The following is a 15,165-nucleotide window of genomic DNA, read 5'->3' on the forward strand; positions in this document are numbered from 1 at the left end:
TTCTAAAATCAGATCCAGTAATTTAAAAAATAACCCATGAATAACAACCCGGCTAGCGACTTGGCGAGTCAAATTTTGGAGAGAGAAAATCAAGAGAAACAAGCTATAGCCCTCCTACTTGACCGATATTTGGGCAGAAACGACCAAATTTTGGTACAAAAAATCGAAATGGGGGGAAGTGAAGCTTATATTGGTTCGGTTACTCTGGAATGGTTCGCCAGTCGCGTTCGTTTTGCCTCTCGCTTGCCTTTGCTGCGGCAAAAGTTCGACTCCCACACGGAAAATGTGGAAATTGATGCGGAAAGCATCGAGGAAATTCAACAACGTCCGTTAGATTGGACTCGCCAAGCTTCTCTGGCGCAATATTTAGCAGCAAGAAAACATCACAAATTTCCCCCAGTTTTAGTAGTAATTAATCAACCTTGGGTCGATATTCCTCATGCTAATGAATGGAATAATGAGGGAAGGGCGATGAAATCTGCGGCTAACTTTATGCCTTTGGATAAAGATAATAAAGTCGGTTTATTGGATGTTTCTCCTGATGTGACAATCTTCGCTTTGGATGGTCAACATCGCTTAATGGGCGTGCAAGGTTTGATGGAATTATTGCAAACTGGAAAGCTTCCCCGTTATAAAAAAGATAAGAAACCTTCGGGTAGTGTGATTACTATTGAAGATTTGCGGGAACAGTATCAAGTTGATCCGGTTTATTTGCAAAATTTGGCTAAAGAAAAGATTGGCATTGAGTTTATTTCGGCGGTGATTCCGGGGGAAACTTATGAGGAAGCTAGGCGGAGAGTGCGATCGATCTTTGTTCATGTTAACTTAATGGCAGTACCTTTAACTAAAGGACAATTAGCCCAATTAGATGAAAATGATGGGTTCTCAATTGTGGCGAGAAAAGTTGCGGTTACTCATCCTTTGTTGAAGGATATTAAAGGCAGAAATCCTCGCGTTAATTGGGATAGTGCGACTGTTGCTGCTAAGGCTACTGTGTTAACAACTTTGCAAGCACTTAAAGAAATGTCGGAACGCTATTTGCAACATAAGTTTCCCCATTGGAAACCTTTGGAAAAAAAGGGTTTGATTCCTTTACGTCCTGAAGATGATGAACTGGAAGAAGGAATAGAAAGTTTTAAAGCTGTGTTTGACAATTTGGCGAATTTGCTGAGTTTTCAACGTTTGGAATATGGGGGAACGGAAACTCCTGATTTGCGCCGTTTTAGTTTTGAAAAACCTGCTGGTGAGGGCAATTTGTTGTTTCGTCCGGTGGGGCAAATTGCTTTGTTTCAAGCTTTGGGAATTCTGGTTTTTAAAAAGGGTTTTTCGTTAGAGTCGGTGTTTGAAAAGTTGCAAAAGTATGATGCTGATGGGGGTTTTAGTAATATGGAAAGTCCTCAATCTTTGTGGTATGGGATTTTGTTTGATGCTAATAAAAAGCGGGTTTTGGTGTCGGGGAGGGATTTGGCGGCGAAGTTAATTGTTTATTTGGTTGGTGGGGTTGAGGATGATATGGAACGAGCGGAAATTCGTCGCGCTGTGGCGGAAGCGAGGACGGTTGAGGATCGTGCGATCGGTTTTAATGGCAAGTTTGTGGAACCTCGAAAGGTGGGTTTACCTGTTTTGTTGAGTTAGGGTTTTTTTACCACAGATGAACACGGATGTAGGCGCAGCCTTCCCGCAGGGTACACAGATGTTTTTGTGGGTTTTTGGTGGGGAGTTTTTAAGCTAAAGCGCATCTCAATACTGCTCGGTTAAGCATTTTTTGCCTTTGTAGGAGCAATAACCCTGGCATATCTGCGAAATCGCATTTGTGCGCCTCGTGATATGAGTGCAGGTGCCGCTACAGCATTCCGGGCAGGTGTTGATAAAGTGTTGACATCACTTTATTAAAATCTTGCCGCATTTTGCTTACTCTCATCATATTATATCCTCTTGATTATCTATGTTTGTAGAGATGTTATATAACGTCTCTACAAAATTTACTATTAAAAAATTAGGGAAAATTAACCTTTATCTAGATATTTTCATGACCTTAATAAAGGCAAGAAAAAATCAAAATTGCTTGTTTTTTTAGATATATTAGTGAAAGTTTCTGGTATGTTAAAAAAAAGACTGCAATTGAATTGAATCCTATAATTCACTTCTAAAATTTAAAATTATCTGGATAAATATCTTGATATTTAGGAATGCGAGTAGAATCGAAGCCAATTGCTAATTGATTAATCTTTTCCATCTGTTTGTCAAGATAGTAAATAAAGTTTTTTATTTCCTCCTCGTCTGGTTGATTTATTGGATCTTTACCCGTAGCTAAATAAGTAAGTATTTGTTGCTCTAATGCACTATATCTCAAGTATAAAGCTTTATTGTCCGATACATTCTTTTCTTGTTTAAATACAGCCGGAAAAGTACCAAAGAGAATTCCCATGCTTGAAGAAGCTAAAAATAGATTAATTACATACGGATTAGCATTAGTTAAGCCGTCTTTACTGATGAATATTAAACAAATCGCCGCAATGATGGCGGCACTAGATGTAATTGCGATCGATGTGTAGTAACGCACGTAAAAATAAGTCATTACTTTGAAATGACTTTTAGCCCTCAGTTTAATTTCTTCCAACTGTTCCCTAATTCTTTGTTTTTCGCTCTTTGAACCATTGAAATTATCTATGTACACTTGAATTTTTTCTTGAAATACAGCATCATCTTCATCAAAATCACCAGTATTTCGCAAGCCTTTTGACCATTCTTTGGCTATGGTTTCTCCTTGAATAATTAAAAATACAGCAGCTAACCAAGTTAATAACAATAAAAATCCTGTCAGTAATCCATGTTGAACTGTTGGTTTTGCCAGCCAATTAAGCTCTCTAAACAAAAACTTATTTTTTAATAAAATTACTAAAGAAGAAATAACTAACAAGGAAATGAAAAACACTAAAAGATAAGGAGTGTCCGATCGACTAAAAAAATGTTTCAATCGATATTGAGAATTATTTTTAATAGGCATATCTTTATTTCTGATTACTGTACATCTATAATACTACAATCATGAGTCTAAAAAAAGTGGTTTTCATGCACGTTTCTTGGTAAAACTTTATATAATTTTTTGTAGTTCCAGCAGCGGTGAAACGGTCGTTGTAAACGTAGTTTTCAGCAGCATCTTGCAGGACAAATTCAATGGGGGTTTGAGCCGTCAATTGATTAGGTAAATAAAATCGAAATGTGGGGCAATCTCTCGTCCTTTGCTTAGTGTTCCCAATCAAACACTGTTACTAACGAGGCGGCTGATAAAGCCGTAAAGTGCAATCTCTAAATCCGCCTTTGCTCGTCCCGATCCCTCGCATCAGTCAGGGCAGAAATCTTTAAGCACAAACTAGGTCAGACTACCTGAAATTATTGATGGTGGTTGGTGGGATGGGCATCCTGCCCGTCCCACCCTACAAAAATCTACTTAAGTTAAATTCTCCTTCCGGTTGATTTTTTTGATCTCTTTCGGAAATCATCATTAATAGCAACCTCTCGGTATAATCAACTGCGCCTCGGAGTTCTTCTTGCAAAATTTCTAATCCGCCATTGGCGTATTCTTCAAAAATTGCAATGCGTGTTTCTTCTGCTTCTGCGTCATTAGGGGAAATTATGTTAATGTCTTTTGTTTCGGATATTGCTAGTAATTTGATTAGTCTATCATAACCTCTAGAAATAAAAATCTCTTGCGCGATCGCACCCGGTTCTTTTTTAGAAACTTCTTGCAAAGCAACCCGTTTCTTCCTTTTCGCACCTAAAGCGGCGGCAAATGCGATCGCATCTGCATAAGTTTGAAATGGCCCAGTTGTATCATTTCCCAAGGTTAAAGCTTTCACTAAATCAGCTTTATCTTTCCCAACTCTAACTCGATTCGCACCCATTTTAATTACTCAGTCCACAAAAGTTTAATCCGTTTTTGAAAACCGCCTCGTTCCTGACGACGGCGTATTTGTTCGGCAATGATTAAATCCCGATTAATCCCGTAAGTTTCTACAATCGCATCAATAACTTCATATATATCAGCTAATTCTGTAATTAAATTTTGTTCATCAGCTACCGCTACTTCTTCCGCTTCTTCAACTACCTTTTGACGTAAAGCTTGCCGATATTCAGATTCGGAAAGCGTTAAAGTTTCACAGTTCAATCCACTTTGCTGAATGATTTCGGGAATTTTATCTCTTACCAGTTTGTCATACTCTTTCCGCATCCAAATTTCTCCTTTACATTTGGTTAAAAGTTTGAATTAACCAACGATTGATTTCATTATCTTTTTGAGTTTTCCGACGTTGCAATGCTTCATTAATTACTGATAAACTTAACCCTGGCAACACCAAGGATTGATGAATTTGTCCACTGCGACCTTCAGAAATGGAAAAACCTATTACTTCACCTGCTTTGGCATTATTTACCCAATATTCTCTCACTCCTACTTGTTCATAAAGTAAACGTTTAAATCCTAAATCATCACTAAGAGTTGTCGATCCAACTTCTAACACCAATGTTGGTAGATCGTACTCATTTAAATCTATAGGTGAATCAATTTCAGGAGGTATTTTTAAGCCTGAACCTATATAAAAAGAAGAATCAGGTTGAAATTCTGTTAACCCTTCTTTTCGGTAACTAGTATTAGTGAACTCAACAATTTCAATGTCTTTCAAGGTAGCAAATATCGTAATCACATTGGCAACTAAAGAATTTTGTCTACCATGACGAGAACCAAGTGCTGCCATTTCAATCCTCATGTAACCTTGATTATAATAAAACCTTGCCTTTTCATATTCCGGGTTATCTGCTAATTCTAAAAACTCTTCCCAACTCGCCTTTACCCAAATATCAGTAGCGAAAGTAGAACTAGAAACCATAATCCACCTCCGTAATTTCCGTGTATTCAAATTCGTTCGGACTTTGCCTAATTAAAGGATAACTTTTCCCACCTAATGTAATTCCATCTTGTTCGCAATCAGGTTTGGAAGAGTAATAAGTTAATACATATTCTCTGCCAATTCTGTTAGTAATTTCCTCTGCTACTTCACCTCTCCACTGAGTTTTTGTCACCAAAACTACTAATTGATTTGCTAATTGGGGGATGATTTTGGCAATTTGGCGGCGATAGATTTCATCTAAACTACCAAACGGCGAATCCATGACGATCGGAAATGTGCTGCTATCAGGAACCATCATTTCTTCTTTACTCCATTCTCGCACGCGATCGATAATTCCCCCAATAAATGACAGACTGAGAATTTGATTCTCCCCCGTTGAAGCACCCACTAACGCTTCTTTACCCGATGTATTTTCAATCAGCGTTAGTTCGTACTTGTCACTAAGTTTGGGAATATATGCTTTAAAGGAAATTGAACTAAAAATTTCCTGCACCCGCTTTTCTAATTGACTGCGAAAATGTTGATCTAACCGAGATTTATACTCATTTAATCGAGAAATAGCATCCTGAGTTGCAGCAATTCTTCGTTGTGCTAACAATTGTTTTTCTTCGTTAGATTGCTGTTTAGTAATTTGTTTTACAAGCGCATCAATTTCTGCTTTGAAATCAGAAATTTTTTGCTTATTCTCTCCCTCTTCTAAGGTTAACTCTCGAATTTTACTTTCAATTTCATCCAGTCGCTTTTGCAAGTTCCGAATTTCTTCTGCGGGATTTTTGCGTAACTGTTCGCTAATACTTTCTAACTGAGTTTCAGTTTGAAAGATTTCTTGGCGAAATTGGTTAATACTCGCTTGTTCTTTGTCTACATCTTCCCAGAAACTAACCGCTTGTTGCTCAATTTCATCTACTTGGGCACTGATGCGAATTGCGGTTTCTTCAACTGCGGCAATATTAGCTTTATCCAACCAACTGTTTACATTTTCATGAAAATGTGTGCCATCGCTTAAATCTGCACCACAAATACAACGCCGAGTATTAAGTAACTGATGAATAAATTCACGAGAAATTCCCGATGTTAATTCACCTCGCTGTTTTAATTCTTCTAAAATTGTGCGAAATTCAGCAGTTAATTCCGGCAATAAAACCGTATAACCTTTGCTAGAAATCGCACGGTTTAGCGCTTCTTTGCTTTTTTTCAGTCTTTCTCGACTGGCAGTTTTTTGCGCTTCTAATTCTTTGCGTCTTTCTTCTAAATCTTTAGCGCCACTAATATCTCGGAAGCGGGTACTAGTTTCTCGCTTCAGTGTTTCTTGGTGCGCTAATTCTTGAGAAATTTCGGTTTGACGATTTTCTAAACGTTCAATTTCTTTTTCTTTCTGCTGCTGTTGTTTTAATAGCTGTTTTGTTTCCGTATCTCCGATCGCCTTTAACTCATCTTCTAAACTTTTCTTTGCTTCCCCCAAATGCTTGATGGAACGATTTAAAACTTCCACCCCCAGCATAGTTTTAGTTGCTTCGGCAATTTCGATTTTGTTATCAGAACGAACGATTCTTTCAATTCGTTCTCCATCAAAGAAGAAATACTGATGCAAACTTTCTGGTAAAATTTTACCAATAATATCATCAGGTTGTTCTGTAGGAAGTTTCCAATTCCCATCATCGCCAGCAATTTGCATATATAATTTGCTTTCGCCTTGTTCGATGGTTTCGCCTTTATAACCGCGACATTCCCGTTTAGCGCGATAGCGTTTTTGAAAATGTTCCCAAACGATTTCTACCCAACATTCTATCCCTTCTCCAGGGTTAGCTTCCGATATTGCTCTTTTATTTACTAAGTATTCTTCCGAAGCAAAAGCCGCTGTAAATTTGTTATACAATACCCAAGTGAAAGCGTTGAGTAAAGTGGTTTTCCCCGAACCGTTATTTCCGTGAATAATTGTGGTATTCTGTTCCTCTCCATAAGCAAAGGAAATCTCTGGACTCTTGCCATAAAAACACCGAAAGTTACAAAGTTTCAGCGAAATTAACCTCATCGAATTACATCCTTAACGATGAGTAAAATGTCTTCGTTAATTTTATAAGGTGTTTTCATATAAAGCTTATCTTTTTCCGCTTGTCTCACCCTATCAATGATTTGTCGCACTTCTGGCGGCGCAGTGGCGATCGGTTCTTGCACATAACTCAGGTTGAGTTCTTCGCTCATCTTTACTACTACCCTGAACTTGGTAATCTCTTATTTAATCTATTGTATTTGCCCAGATTTCTGAACAGTAAAAATACTAATTTGCTTAATCTCACTGCGGTGAGTGCGATCGATTTTAACGCGCTAGTCATATCCTATATATATAAGGATATAATTATCTCGCCCAGCGCGAATTTTAAAATTACAAATTTCCCTTGTTTTATTGCTCAGTCATAATTGAGAGGAATTCTTAATTATTCCACCTATTTACTTCATTCCAGCCTTATGGTAAGATTTCATAATCAAACGGTTGGTATGACTATTTTAGATTTTTAGCTGATTCTAACTGCTCAAAGCCTTGTAAATGCGTTCGGGTAGGTTCTGATTCTAAGCATTTGAAGGCAATTTTCCAGGGCAAAGTGCCACAATTTTTGGCGAGGGACTTTCGGCTTGAGTTTGACAAAATAGCAGTTCAATTGTATAATATCGACTTTTGATTGCTCCAGTCTCCCTGTTATACTAAATTCGGGTTAGTTGCATCCTATTGTGCCTGTGCGGTTGAAAAAAAGCTGAATTAACCCGGATTGAGTAGACTCAGATCTTGCACTCCTGAGCAGAGCCTCTATTTCTCGTTCCCTGGTTGAACCAGGGAACGAGGTCTTGGAAGGTTCCACCTTCGCTGCTGCAAGATCTCAGTAGAAGCGATCGGACCGAGAGCAAAAAACTGAAACTAAAACCGATAGGAAAAATTTAAAAACCAAATCTTCCCTTTCTTCCTTCGCGTCCTTTGTGTCCTTTGCGGTTGAAAAAAAGCGGAATTAACCCGGATTAAGTAGAAGCGATCGGACCGAGAGCAAAAAACTGAAACTAAAACCGACAGGAAAAATTTAAAAACCAAATCTCTCCTTTCTTCCTTCGCGTCCTTTGCGTCCTTTGCGGTTGAAAAAAAGCGGAATTAACCCGGATTGAGTAGACTCAGATCTTGCACTCCTGAGCAGAGCCTCTATTTCTCGTTCCCTGGTTGAACCAGGGAACGAGGTCTTGGAAGGTTCCACCTTCGCTGCTGCAAGATCTCAGTAGAAGCGATCGGACCGAGAGCAAAAAACTGAAACTAAAACCGATAGGAAAAATTTAAAAACCAAATCTTCCCTTTCTTCCTTCGCGTCCTTTGTGTCCTTTGCGGTTGAAAAAAAGCGGAATTAACCCGGATTAAGTAGAAGCGATCGGACCGAGAGCAAAAAACTGAAACTAAAACCGATAGGAAAAATTTAAAAACCAAATCTTCCCTTTCTTCCTTCGCGTCCTTTGTGTCCTTTGCGGTTGAAAAAAAGCGGAATTAACCCGGATTAAGTAGAAGCGATCGGACCGAGAGCAAAAAACTGAAACTAAAACCGACTGGAAAAATTTAAAAACCAAATCTTCCCTTTCTTCCTTCGCGTCCTTTGCGCTCTTTGCGGTTCAAAAAAAGCTGAATTAACCTGGATTGAGGAGAAGCGATCGGACCGAGAGCAAAAAACTGAAACTAAAACCGACTGGATAAATCTAAAAACCAGATCTTCCCCCAGTCCCCAGTCCCTAGTCCCCAGTCCCCAGCCCCTCAAATATCCAACAACCCATAACGTTTTTGCAAACTCAGTAATTTCAACCTTGCTTCCCCGGCATTCACCGCCAAATCTGCAAATTCCACCAAGCGACGCAACTCTTTTCGTAACAGATTCCGTTCCACTTCCAAAGTTTCCCGGTCTAACTCTGGCGGTAGGACAATCATATCGAATAAAGTCGCCCTTTGTTTACCGGGATAAGGGCGCAAAATGCGTCCGCGACGTTGAATAAATTGCCGGGGATTGTTACTGCTTGCTAAAATTACGGCATTTTCGATCGCCGGAATATCCACCCCTTCATCCAAACAGCGAATTGCCACTAAACCTTGTAATTCTCCCGATTCAAATTGTCGCCGCAAATCTTCCCTTTCATCCAAAGGAGTTTCTGCCGTATAAGTGCTGACTCGATAACCTAACTCAGTTCCCAAAATCTTCGTCACCGCCTTCAGTTGGCGGGTACTTTCCACCGAACCATCCCCACAATAAAATAAAGTGTGGCAAGTTTCCAAACGATTAGCCATCAGAGTTCGCAACGCCCTTAACTTGTTCGCTGCTGCACCTATTAATCTCGCCCTTTGAATTAACAAAGGTGTCAAATCTTCATTTTCTTCATCAGAAATACTAGATGTTTGTCCTTCCTGTTGACGATACAGTAACGCCCGTCCAATTTGGCGAGTTAACTTAATATAACTCCGGGTTTCGGTTTCGGTGAGTTCGACTAAGATGGGATGATAAAAATAAGGAACTAAAGCCCCAGCTTGGATGGCATCTTTTAAGTTAAACTCTGGTTGTAAAACTGCGCCGAAATAGTTAAACAGAGATTCGGTGCCCAAATCATCAAAGTGTCTTTCGGGAGTTGCGGAAAGTGCGAGTCTTAAACCGATTTGTCGCGGTAAACTTTCCTCTAATTTGGGAGCACCTAAGTTATGCGCTTCGTCGCCGATGATTAAACTTTTTTCCGGGAAGTACTTAAGTTGAGATTGAAACCCCTCGCTGATTAAAGTGGCGTTGGTGGTAATGATTGTGAGGAATGGTTGTTTTTGCGATCGCACATTATACAGTTGAGTTGAAAGTTTATCTTGCCAACGACGCAGATTTTCAAAAGCCAAAATTGGCGACAACCCAAACTTTTCGCATTCTCGCGCCCATTGGGTGACTAAATGGCGAAAAGGACAGACAACTAACAAAACTTGTAATCCAATTCTTTGGTAAAGTTCGGTAGTAATTGCTAAGGCGGTAATCGTTTTTCCGCTACCCGTCGCCATTTTTAAAGTGCCTCTGCCTTGGTTAGCAAACCAAGATTCTACCGCCTGTTTTTGGTAAGGGCGCAATTGCAAAGAGTCAGGAATTCTCGGACATCCCGGATCAGGTTGTTTCCCTTCAAAATGATAACTACCTTTAGCAGCTGATACTTTTAAAAGTTTGTTGACTGGTAGTAAAGTTTCAGCTTGGAATTGGTGATTTGTTCGCTTTTGAACTTTATAAACACCCTGAGAATTTTCTTTCACAATGCGATCGCCCTTACCACGTTTTATTTATTGTAATTCAGAATCAGCAAATTTTATAGTTTTGCTAACGCCTCCCTAATCGCCCTTTCCTTTTGGGGGTCATTTCCTTGAGCATATTCAATGGGAAAAGGTACTATAATATCCGGCGTTACGCCCTTTCCTTCTAAGCGTTGGTTTTCATCAACATAAACATTGGCAACCGCTACATAAAGTAAAGTTCCATCTGCTAATAAAAAAGGACGACCCGCGACTACTGCACCAGCCGTTTTAGTGCCAACTACTGAGCCAATTTTAGCTTTTTGAAAACCATAAGCTACTACTTCTTTAGCACTGCGACTGCCTTCATTTACTAACATTACTACTGGCTTTTTCCAATGAGAATAATAAGTGCTGCGTCTGCCATTGCGGTTAATATTAGTTAACGAAAAGCCAGGTTGTGCTAAAAAGATATTCAAACCCACCATTGGCGCACCACCCCAACCATCACGCAAATCTAAAACTAAGGCATCTGCATCTTTTAACCGACCATAAATTAAGTCGTCTTCCAATTGTTGCTGATATTGGTCGCCACCATAAGACCAAATGTGAACATAACCGATTTTTTTCCCTTGTCTTTCAATTATTTGGGTACTGGCAATTTGGGCATCTAAAAACATGGTGGTTGTATCAAACGTTTTTGGCGTTACTGTGATTGCTTGCTGACTTTTTGCATCAGGTTGACGCTGAATTTTGAGAGTAACTTTTTGTCCAGCTTTTCCGGCAAAAGATTTAATAGGATGAAATGGTTTACCATCAGCATTAATTATTTCGTCACCTGTTTTTAGTCCAACTTTAGCTGCTGGAGAACCGTCTAAAATGGTGTTAATAAAGGTCTTGTTATTCAGAGTTTTGGTGTAAATGCCAATATCGGTGTATTCAATCTTTCCTGATGGGAATATATTCTTTAACTGCTTTTGTAATTCTTCATTCATTGGGGCGAAAATGCCCAAAATTTGATAGTATGCTGGCTCGTTTTGCGTGTAAAATTTAGTGTGAGAGGTTTGTAATTCTCCCAGCATTTGATTGATGATAACTGCCGCTTGGTCAATGTTTTGAGTTTGGTTAATTTTGGGGGCATATTTAGATTGCATTGCTTTCCAATCTACGCCATTAAATTTAGGGTCGTAAAAGTTGTTGTTGACAATCTCCCAGACGGAATTAAAAGTTTTTGACTGGGTTGCCAGCATTTTAGGAATTACTGGGGAAATTAGCCAGCTAAGGAGTAAAATTGAGATGCTAAATAAAATGATTAAAGCTGAGTTTCTCTTCCTGATGAGTCTGAATCTTTTCATCTCTGTATGTTTAAATAGAATTGATAACTTGTCTAATTTTAATCAATTTTCTCCATAACTGCTTTCAGTTATAATAAAGTTCTTCTTCTTCTTCTTCCTTCGCGTCCTTCGTGTCTTCGTGGTTCAAAATTAATTAAGTTAAAGGTAGTTTAAAAAATGTCTAATAAAGTTAAATATTTGCTACTGGCTTTATTGGTAATTGGCATAGCGACTTGGTTCAGCCATTCTTATAATTTTGCAATGATGGGATTGACGACTTTTTTAATTGCTTATCTTTCTAAGGGGATGCGACGTTATCGATCGCACAATCCCCACTCCCAAGATGAATAATTTTTGAAACCACAGAGACGCAGAGGACGCAGAGGAACGCAGATATATATCTATATTTACTGTGAGTTGCTTGAGATTGTTTCACTTTCAAATTAGATAATTTGGACAGAAGAGAAAATCACTTTAATCCTCTCCTCTGCCCCTCTGCCCCTCTGCCCCTCTGCCCCTCTGCCCCTCTGCCCCTCTGCGCCTTTTTCTAAAGTGCGTCGGTGACGATTTGTTGTGCTTCTTGCAAGATTTGTTCTAAGTGGTTTTCGCTTTGGAAGCTTTCGGCGTACACTTTATAAACGTTTTCTGTGCCGGAAGGACGTGCAGCAAACCAACCGTTCTCTGTGGTTACTTTTAGTCCGCCTATTGAAGCATTATTTCCGGGTGCTTTGGTGAGTTTAGCTGTGATTTGATCTCCTGCCATTGTTCCTGCTTTCACATCTTCTGGGGATAGTTTACCCAAACGTGCTTTTTGTTCGGGAGTAGCAGGAGAGTCAATGCGTTTGTAGTAAGGTGTGCCTAAACGTGCGGTTAAGTCTTGATAATGTAATCCTGGATCTTTTCCGGTTTTGGCGGTGATTTCTGCGGCTAAAAGATCCATGATGATTCCGTCTTTGTCGGTTGTCCAAACTGTACCATTTTTGCGTAAGAATGATGCCCCAGCGCTTTCTTCTCCGCCAAAACCAAAGGAACCGTCTAATAATCCGTCAACAAACCATTTGAAACCTACGGGCACTTCGCTCAGTTTGCGATCGATCTCTTTGGCGACGCGATCGATCATACTACTACTAACTAACGTTTTCCCGATCGCACTTTCTCCCGACCAACCTGTACGATTAGTAAATAAATACCAAATCGCTACTGATAGGAAATGATTCGGATTCATTAATCCTACACTAGGAGTTACAATTCCATGTCTGTCGGAATCGGTATCATTACCAAAAGCGATGTCATAATCATTTTTAAATTTGACTAAACTCGCCATCGCATAAGGCGAAGAACAATCCATGCGAATTTTACCATCCCAATCTACGGTCATAAACCGGAAAGTTGGGTCTACGGTTTTGTTAACTAAGGTGATGTTGAGGTTGTAGCGATCGGCAATTGGTTGCCAATAAGCTATATTAGAACCACCTAAAGGATCGGCACCTATGCGAAGTCCTGCCGATCGAATTACATCAATATCAACCACATTTTCTAGATCGTTGACGTAGGGAGTAATGAAATCATAAAAATGAGTTGTTGATGCTTTCAACGCCGCTTCATAAGAAATGCGCCGCACATCTCGATTGTTATTTGCTAACAATTCATTCGCCCTTTCTTGCACCCATTTGGTAATTTCTGGTTCCGCAGGGCCTCCAGAAGGGGGATTATATTTAAAACCACCATCAGAAGGGGGATTGTGAGAAGGAGTGATGATAATTCCATCTGCTAAACCAGTGGTTTTGCCTTGGTTGTAGGTGAGAATGGCATAAGAAACTACCGGAGTTGGCGTAAACTGAGCATATCCTTCCCCAGCAGCAATGTAAACCTCTACGCCATGAGCCGCTAACACTTCCAAAGCCGTCTTTTGTGCGGGTGCAGAGAGGGCGTGGGTATCCATTCCCATGTACAATGGGCCATTAATGCCCTGACTCTGGCGATATTCCACCACAGCTTGGGAAACCGCGAGAATGTGGTCTTCGTTGAAAGTGCCGTTGCTGGAAGAACCCCGATGTCCCGAAGTGCCAAAACTCACCTTTTGCAGCGGATTTGCCGGATCGGGATGAACTGTGTAATAGTCGTCTAAAAGTTTGGCGACATCAATCAAAATGTCGTCGGGTGCTGGCTTTCCCGCCAGGGGGTTGACTTTTTCTTCTACTGTTTGCATTGTGCCCTCTGTCCAAATCCCGTCATGTTTTTTCTAGTAAAGAATAGCTCGAAATGTCCCTGCTTGGAGCGTGGCAGCTAACTTTGCTTCATTGGGGAAGTTCTATGCCGTAAGATTTAGGACTTCCGCACTCTCTCTAGTATCGCCCCAATGCTTCGCCCTTACCCAAAACCCAAGCAGTATTGCCTTGGGAAGGAGGTTGGGGACTCTGAGTGCGTAACTCCTAAGATTGACAAATCTCCCGCAGTTCTCTGACGCTTCCGGGAAAGAGAAATATTCTGAACTTAACTCTCCTTGCTATTAAACTTAAATAGATGAATTTATGAACCAGTTCCCACTTTGGGGGCAGGAGAACGGGAGAAAATTTGGCAATGAGCAACGCAGTAATGATTAGAGTTAAAAATCCAAAAATTGCTCAAAAAATTAAAAATAAAAATATTCTGACTTTTGTCCTGTAATCCTCTACATTTTTCTGTATGCTTGATCTAACTTCCCATATTATAAGTTAAAGCTCATTAAAGGAAAATAAAAAATGTCCAGTTCTCAACAAAAACCTTCACCACAGGAACCATTGAGCCTTTCAGATATCATTCCCTACCAAGAAGCATTTAGTCCTAGTTTATACAGTCAGGGTTTAGCAAAGTTTCTTCTATTTTTTGCCTTGTTTCCAATGGTGCTCAGCTGGTTAATCAACATCACAGGTGTCGGGGGAAGCTTGCGGCAAACTGCTGGGTTTTTAGGAATTTATTACGCTTGTATGTGGGGAGTAATTTTGCATAATTTAATTAAACCACAGCGATTTTCTTGGGGCAATACTATTACCTGCGTAACATTTACCGCTTTAGTTGGCATTCCCATAGATTTATTATTGCAACAAATTCCCCCATTTAACTTTCTTTATGCCGGAATCGATCGAGGTGGACTACCTACTTTATTTGGGTTCGTTTTTGGTGTCGGACTGTTAGAAGAATTTGTGAAAGCTTTGCCTGTTTATTTATTTTTAATCCGTCCAGGTAAAGTAAAAGACCCTTACACCGCAGCATTTTATGGTGCAATGTCCGGTTTAGGATTTGCAATTTCCGAAGGCGTAAATTACTCAATTCAATATGCAATGGGTTTAGGAGAAGGTATAACAGCAACTTTTTTCGGAAATATTGAACCCACAAATTTATTAGGAGAATATCTGTTAGTTAGTACAATTCGCTTTGTTTGTTTGCCGCTGTTTCATGCAATTTGGGCGGGAATTTTTGGTTACTTTTTGGGGTTATCAGCTATGAGTAATTCCCAAAAAACCACAATTATTTTGATTGGTTGGGCTATTCCAGCTGTGTTACATGGATTTTACAATACTTTCGCGGAAACTGCGATCGGTCTTTTGGTCATGGCGTTTTCAATTTTGATATTTCTCACCTATCTGCGAAATGGTCAAAAAATGAGCGGATAATAACT

General features: G+C 39.7%; 12 protein-coding genes and 1 pseudogene. 4 read left to right on the plus strand and 9 right to left on the minus strand.

Translation table 11 applies throughout. The features are described from left to right. The first annotated feature begins 36 nt into the window (after nt 1-36). The gene (locus ACE1CI_RS02135; protein WP_413268158.1) at nt 37-1,635 is read left to right on the plus strand and encodes a DGQHR domain-containing protein; all 1,599 of its coding nucleotides are present in this window, start codon (nt 37-39) and stop codon (nt 1,633-1,635) included. A gap of 132 nt (nt 1,636-1,767) precedes the next feature. After that, nucleotides 1,768-1,893: pseudogene (locus ACE1CI_RS02140) on the plus strand (glutathione S-transferase family protein); the annotation flags it as partial. A 253-nt stretch (nt 1,894-2,146) separates the two neighbouring features. On the opposite strand, the gene ACE1CI_RS02145 reads toward ACE1CI_RS02140, so the two are convergent. The 8 genes from ACE1CI_RS02145 to ACE1CI_RS02180 all read right to left on the minus strand — a co-directional run bounded on the left by ACE1CI_RS02145 (nt 2,147) and on the right by ACE1CI_RS02180 (nt 11,528). Further along, the gene (locus tag ACE1CI_RS02145; RefSeq protein WP_413268159.1) at nt 2,147-3,007 is read right to left on the minus strand and encodes a hypothetical protein; all 861 of its coding nucleotides are present in this window, start codon (nt 3,005-3,007) and stop codon (nt 2,147-2,149) included. A 430-nt stretch (nt 3,008-3,437) separates the two neighbouring features. Continuing rightward, nucleotides 3,438-3,905: a DNA phosphorothioation-associated protein 4 gene (locus tag ACE1CI_RS02150; RefSeq protein ID WP_413260808.1), complete on the minus strand. Its 468-nt coding sequence runs from the start codon at nt 3,903-3,905 to the stop codon at nt 3,438-3,440. 5 nt (nt 3,906-3,910) lie between these two features. Beyond that, entirely contained in the window at nt 3,911-4,231 is a 321-nt protein-coding gene (locus ACE1CI_RS02155; protein ID WP_413268160.1) for a nucleotide pyrophosphohydrolase, read from the minus strand. Nucleotides 4,232-4,244: 13 nt separating this feature from the next. Next, the gene (locus ACE1CI_RS02160) at nt 4,245-4,886 is read right to left on the minus strand and encodes a Uma2 family endonuclease (RefSeq protein ID WP_413268161.1); all 642 of its coding nucleotides are present in this window, start codon (nt 4,884-4,886) and stop codon (nt 4,245-4,247) included. Continuing rightward, a complete protein-coding gene (locus ACE1CI_RS02165) occupies nt 4,876-6,939 on the minus strand; it encodes an AAA family ATPase (RefSeq protein ID WP_413268162.1) in 2,064 nt (687 codons plus the stop codon). Before ACE1CI_RS02165 ends, ACE1CI_RS02160 begins: the two co-directional genes overlap by 11 nt. Next, nucleotides 6,936-7,109: a hypothetical protein gene (locus tag ACE1CI_RS02170; RefSeq protein WP_413268163.1), complete on the minus strand. Its 174-nt coding sequence runs from the start codon at nt 7,107-7,109 to the stop codon at nt 6,936-6,938. Before ACE1CI_RS02170 ends, ACE1CI_RS02165 begins: the two co-directional genes overlap by 4 nt. A gap of 1,576 nt (nt 7,110-8,685) precedes the next feature. After that, a complete protein-coding gene (locus ACE1CI_RS02175; protein ID WP_459564167.1) occupies nt 8,686-10,197 on the minus strand; it encodes a DNA phosphorothioation system restriction enzyme in 1,512 nt (503 codons plus the stop codon). Between the two features lie 53 nt (nt 10,198-10,250). Then, a complete protein-coding gene (locus ACE1CI_RS02180) occupies nt 10,251-11,528 on the minus strand; it encodes a S41 family peptidase (RefSeq protein ID WP_413268164.1) in 1,278 nt (425 codons plus the stop codon). Between the two features lie 156 nt (nt 11,529-11,684). On the opposite strand from ACE1CI_RS02180, the gene ACE1CI_RS02185 reads away from it, so the two are divergent. Beyond that, the gene (locus ACE1CI_RS02185) at nt 11,685-11,858 is read left to right on the plus strand and encodes a hypothetical protein (RefSeq protein WP_413268165.1); all 174 of its coding nucleotides are present in this window, start codon (nt 11,685-11,687) and stop codon (nt 11,856-11,858) included. A gap of 196 nt (nt 11,859-12,054) precedes the next feature. Here ACE1CI_RS02185 and pgm read toward each other — a convergent pair whose 3' ends face one another. Continuing rightward, complete coding sequence (gene pgm / locus ACE1CI_RS02190) at nt 12,055-13,716, minus strand: phosphoglucomutase (alpha-D-glucose-1,6-bisphosphate-dependent) (protein WP_413268166.1); 1,662 nt, start codon at nt 13,714-13,716, stop codon at nt 12,055-12,057. Between the two features lie 532 nt (nt 13,717-14,248). On the opposite strand from pgm, the gene ACE1CI_RS02195 reads away from it, so the two are divergent. Beyond that, on the plus strand, nt 14,249-15,160 hold the full coding sequence (locus tag ACE1CI_RS02195; protein ID WP_413268167.1) for a PrsW family intramembrane metalloprotease: 912 nt from the start codon (nt 14,249-14,251) through the stop codon (nt 15,158-15,160). Nucleotides 15,161-15,165: the final 5 nt, after the last annotated feature.

Source organism: Floridaenema flaviceps BLCC-F50 (genome assembly GCF_041929275.2).
Taxonomy (GTDB): Bacteria; Cyanobacteriota; Cyanobacteriia; order Cyanobacteriales; family Aerosakkonemataceae; genus Floridanema; species Floridanema flaviceps.

Bases quoted from the DNA above. Each gene is read 5' to 3' on its own strand.
- ACE1CI_RS02135 (WP_413268158.1), top strand. From the start codon at position 37: ATGAATAACAACCCGGCTAGCGACTTGGCGAGTCAAATTTTGGAGAGA.
- ACE1CI_RS02145 (WP_413268159.1), bottom strand. From the start codon at position 3,007: ATGCCTATTAAAAATAATTCTCAATATCGATTGAAACATTTTTTTAGT.
- ACE1CI_RS02150 (WP_413260808.1), bottom strand. From the start codon at position 3,905: ATGGGTGCGAATCGAGTTAGAGTTGGGAAAGATAAAGCTGATTTAGTG.
- ACE1CI_RS02155 (WP_413268160.1), bottom strand. From the start codon at position 4,231: ATGCGGAAAGAGTATGACAAACTGGTAAGAGATAAAATTCCCGAAATC.
- ACE1CI_RS02160 (WP_413268161.1), bottom strand. From the start codon at position 4,886: ATGGTTTCTAGTTCTACTTTCGCTACTGATATTTGGGTAAAGGCGAGT.
- ACE1CI_RS02165 (WP_413268162.1), bottom strand. From the start codon at position 6,939: ATGAGGTTAATTTCGCTGAAACTTTGTAACTTTCGGTGTTTTTATGGC.
- ACE1CI_RS02170 (WP_413268163.1), bottom strand. From the start codon at position 7,109: ATGAGCGAAGAACTCAACCTGAGTTATGTGCAAGAACCGATCGCCACT.
- ACE1CI_RS02180 (WP_413268164.1), bottom strand. From the start codon at position 11,528: ATGAAAAGATTCAGACTCATCAGGAAGAGAAACTCAGCTTTAATCATT.
- ACE1CI_RS02185 (WP_413268165.1), top strand. From the start codon at position 11,685: ATGTCTAATAAAGTTAAATATTTGCTACTGGCTTTATTGGTAATTGGC.
- pgm (WP_413268166.1), bottom strand. From the start codon at position 13,716: ATGCAAACAGTAGAAGAAAAAGTCAACCCCCTGGCGGGAAAGCCAGCA.
- ACE1CI_RS02195 (WP_413268167.1), top strand. From the start codon at position 14,249: ATGTCCAGTTCTCAACAAAAACCTTCACCACAGGAACCATTGAGCCTT.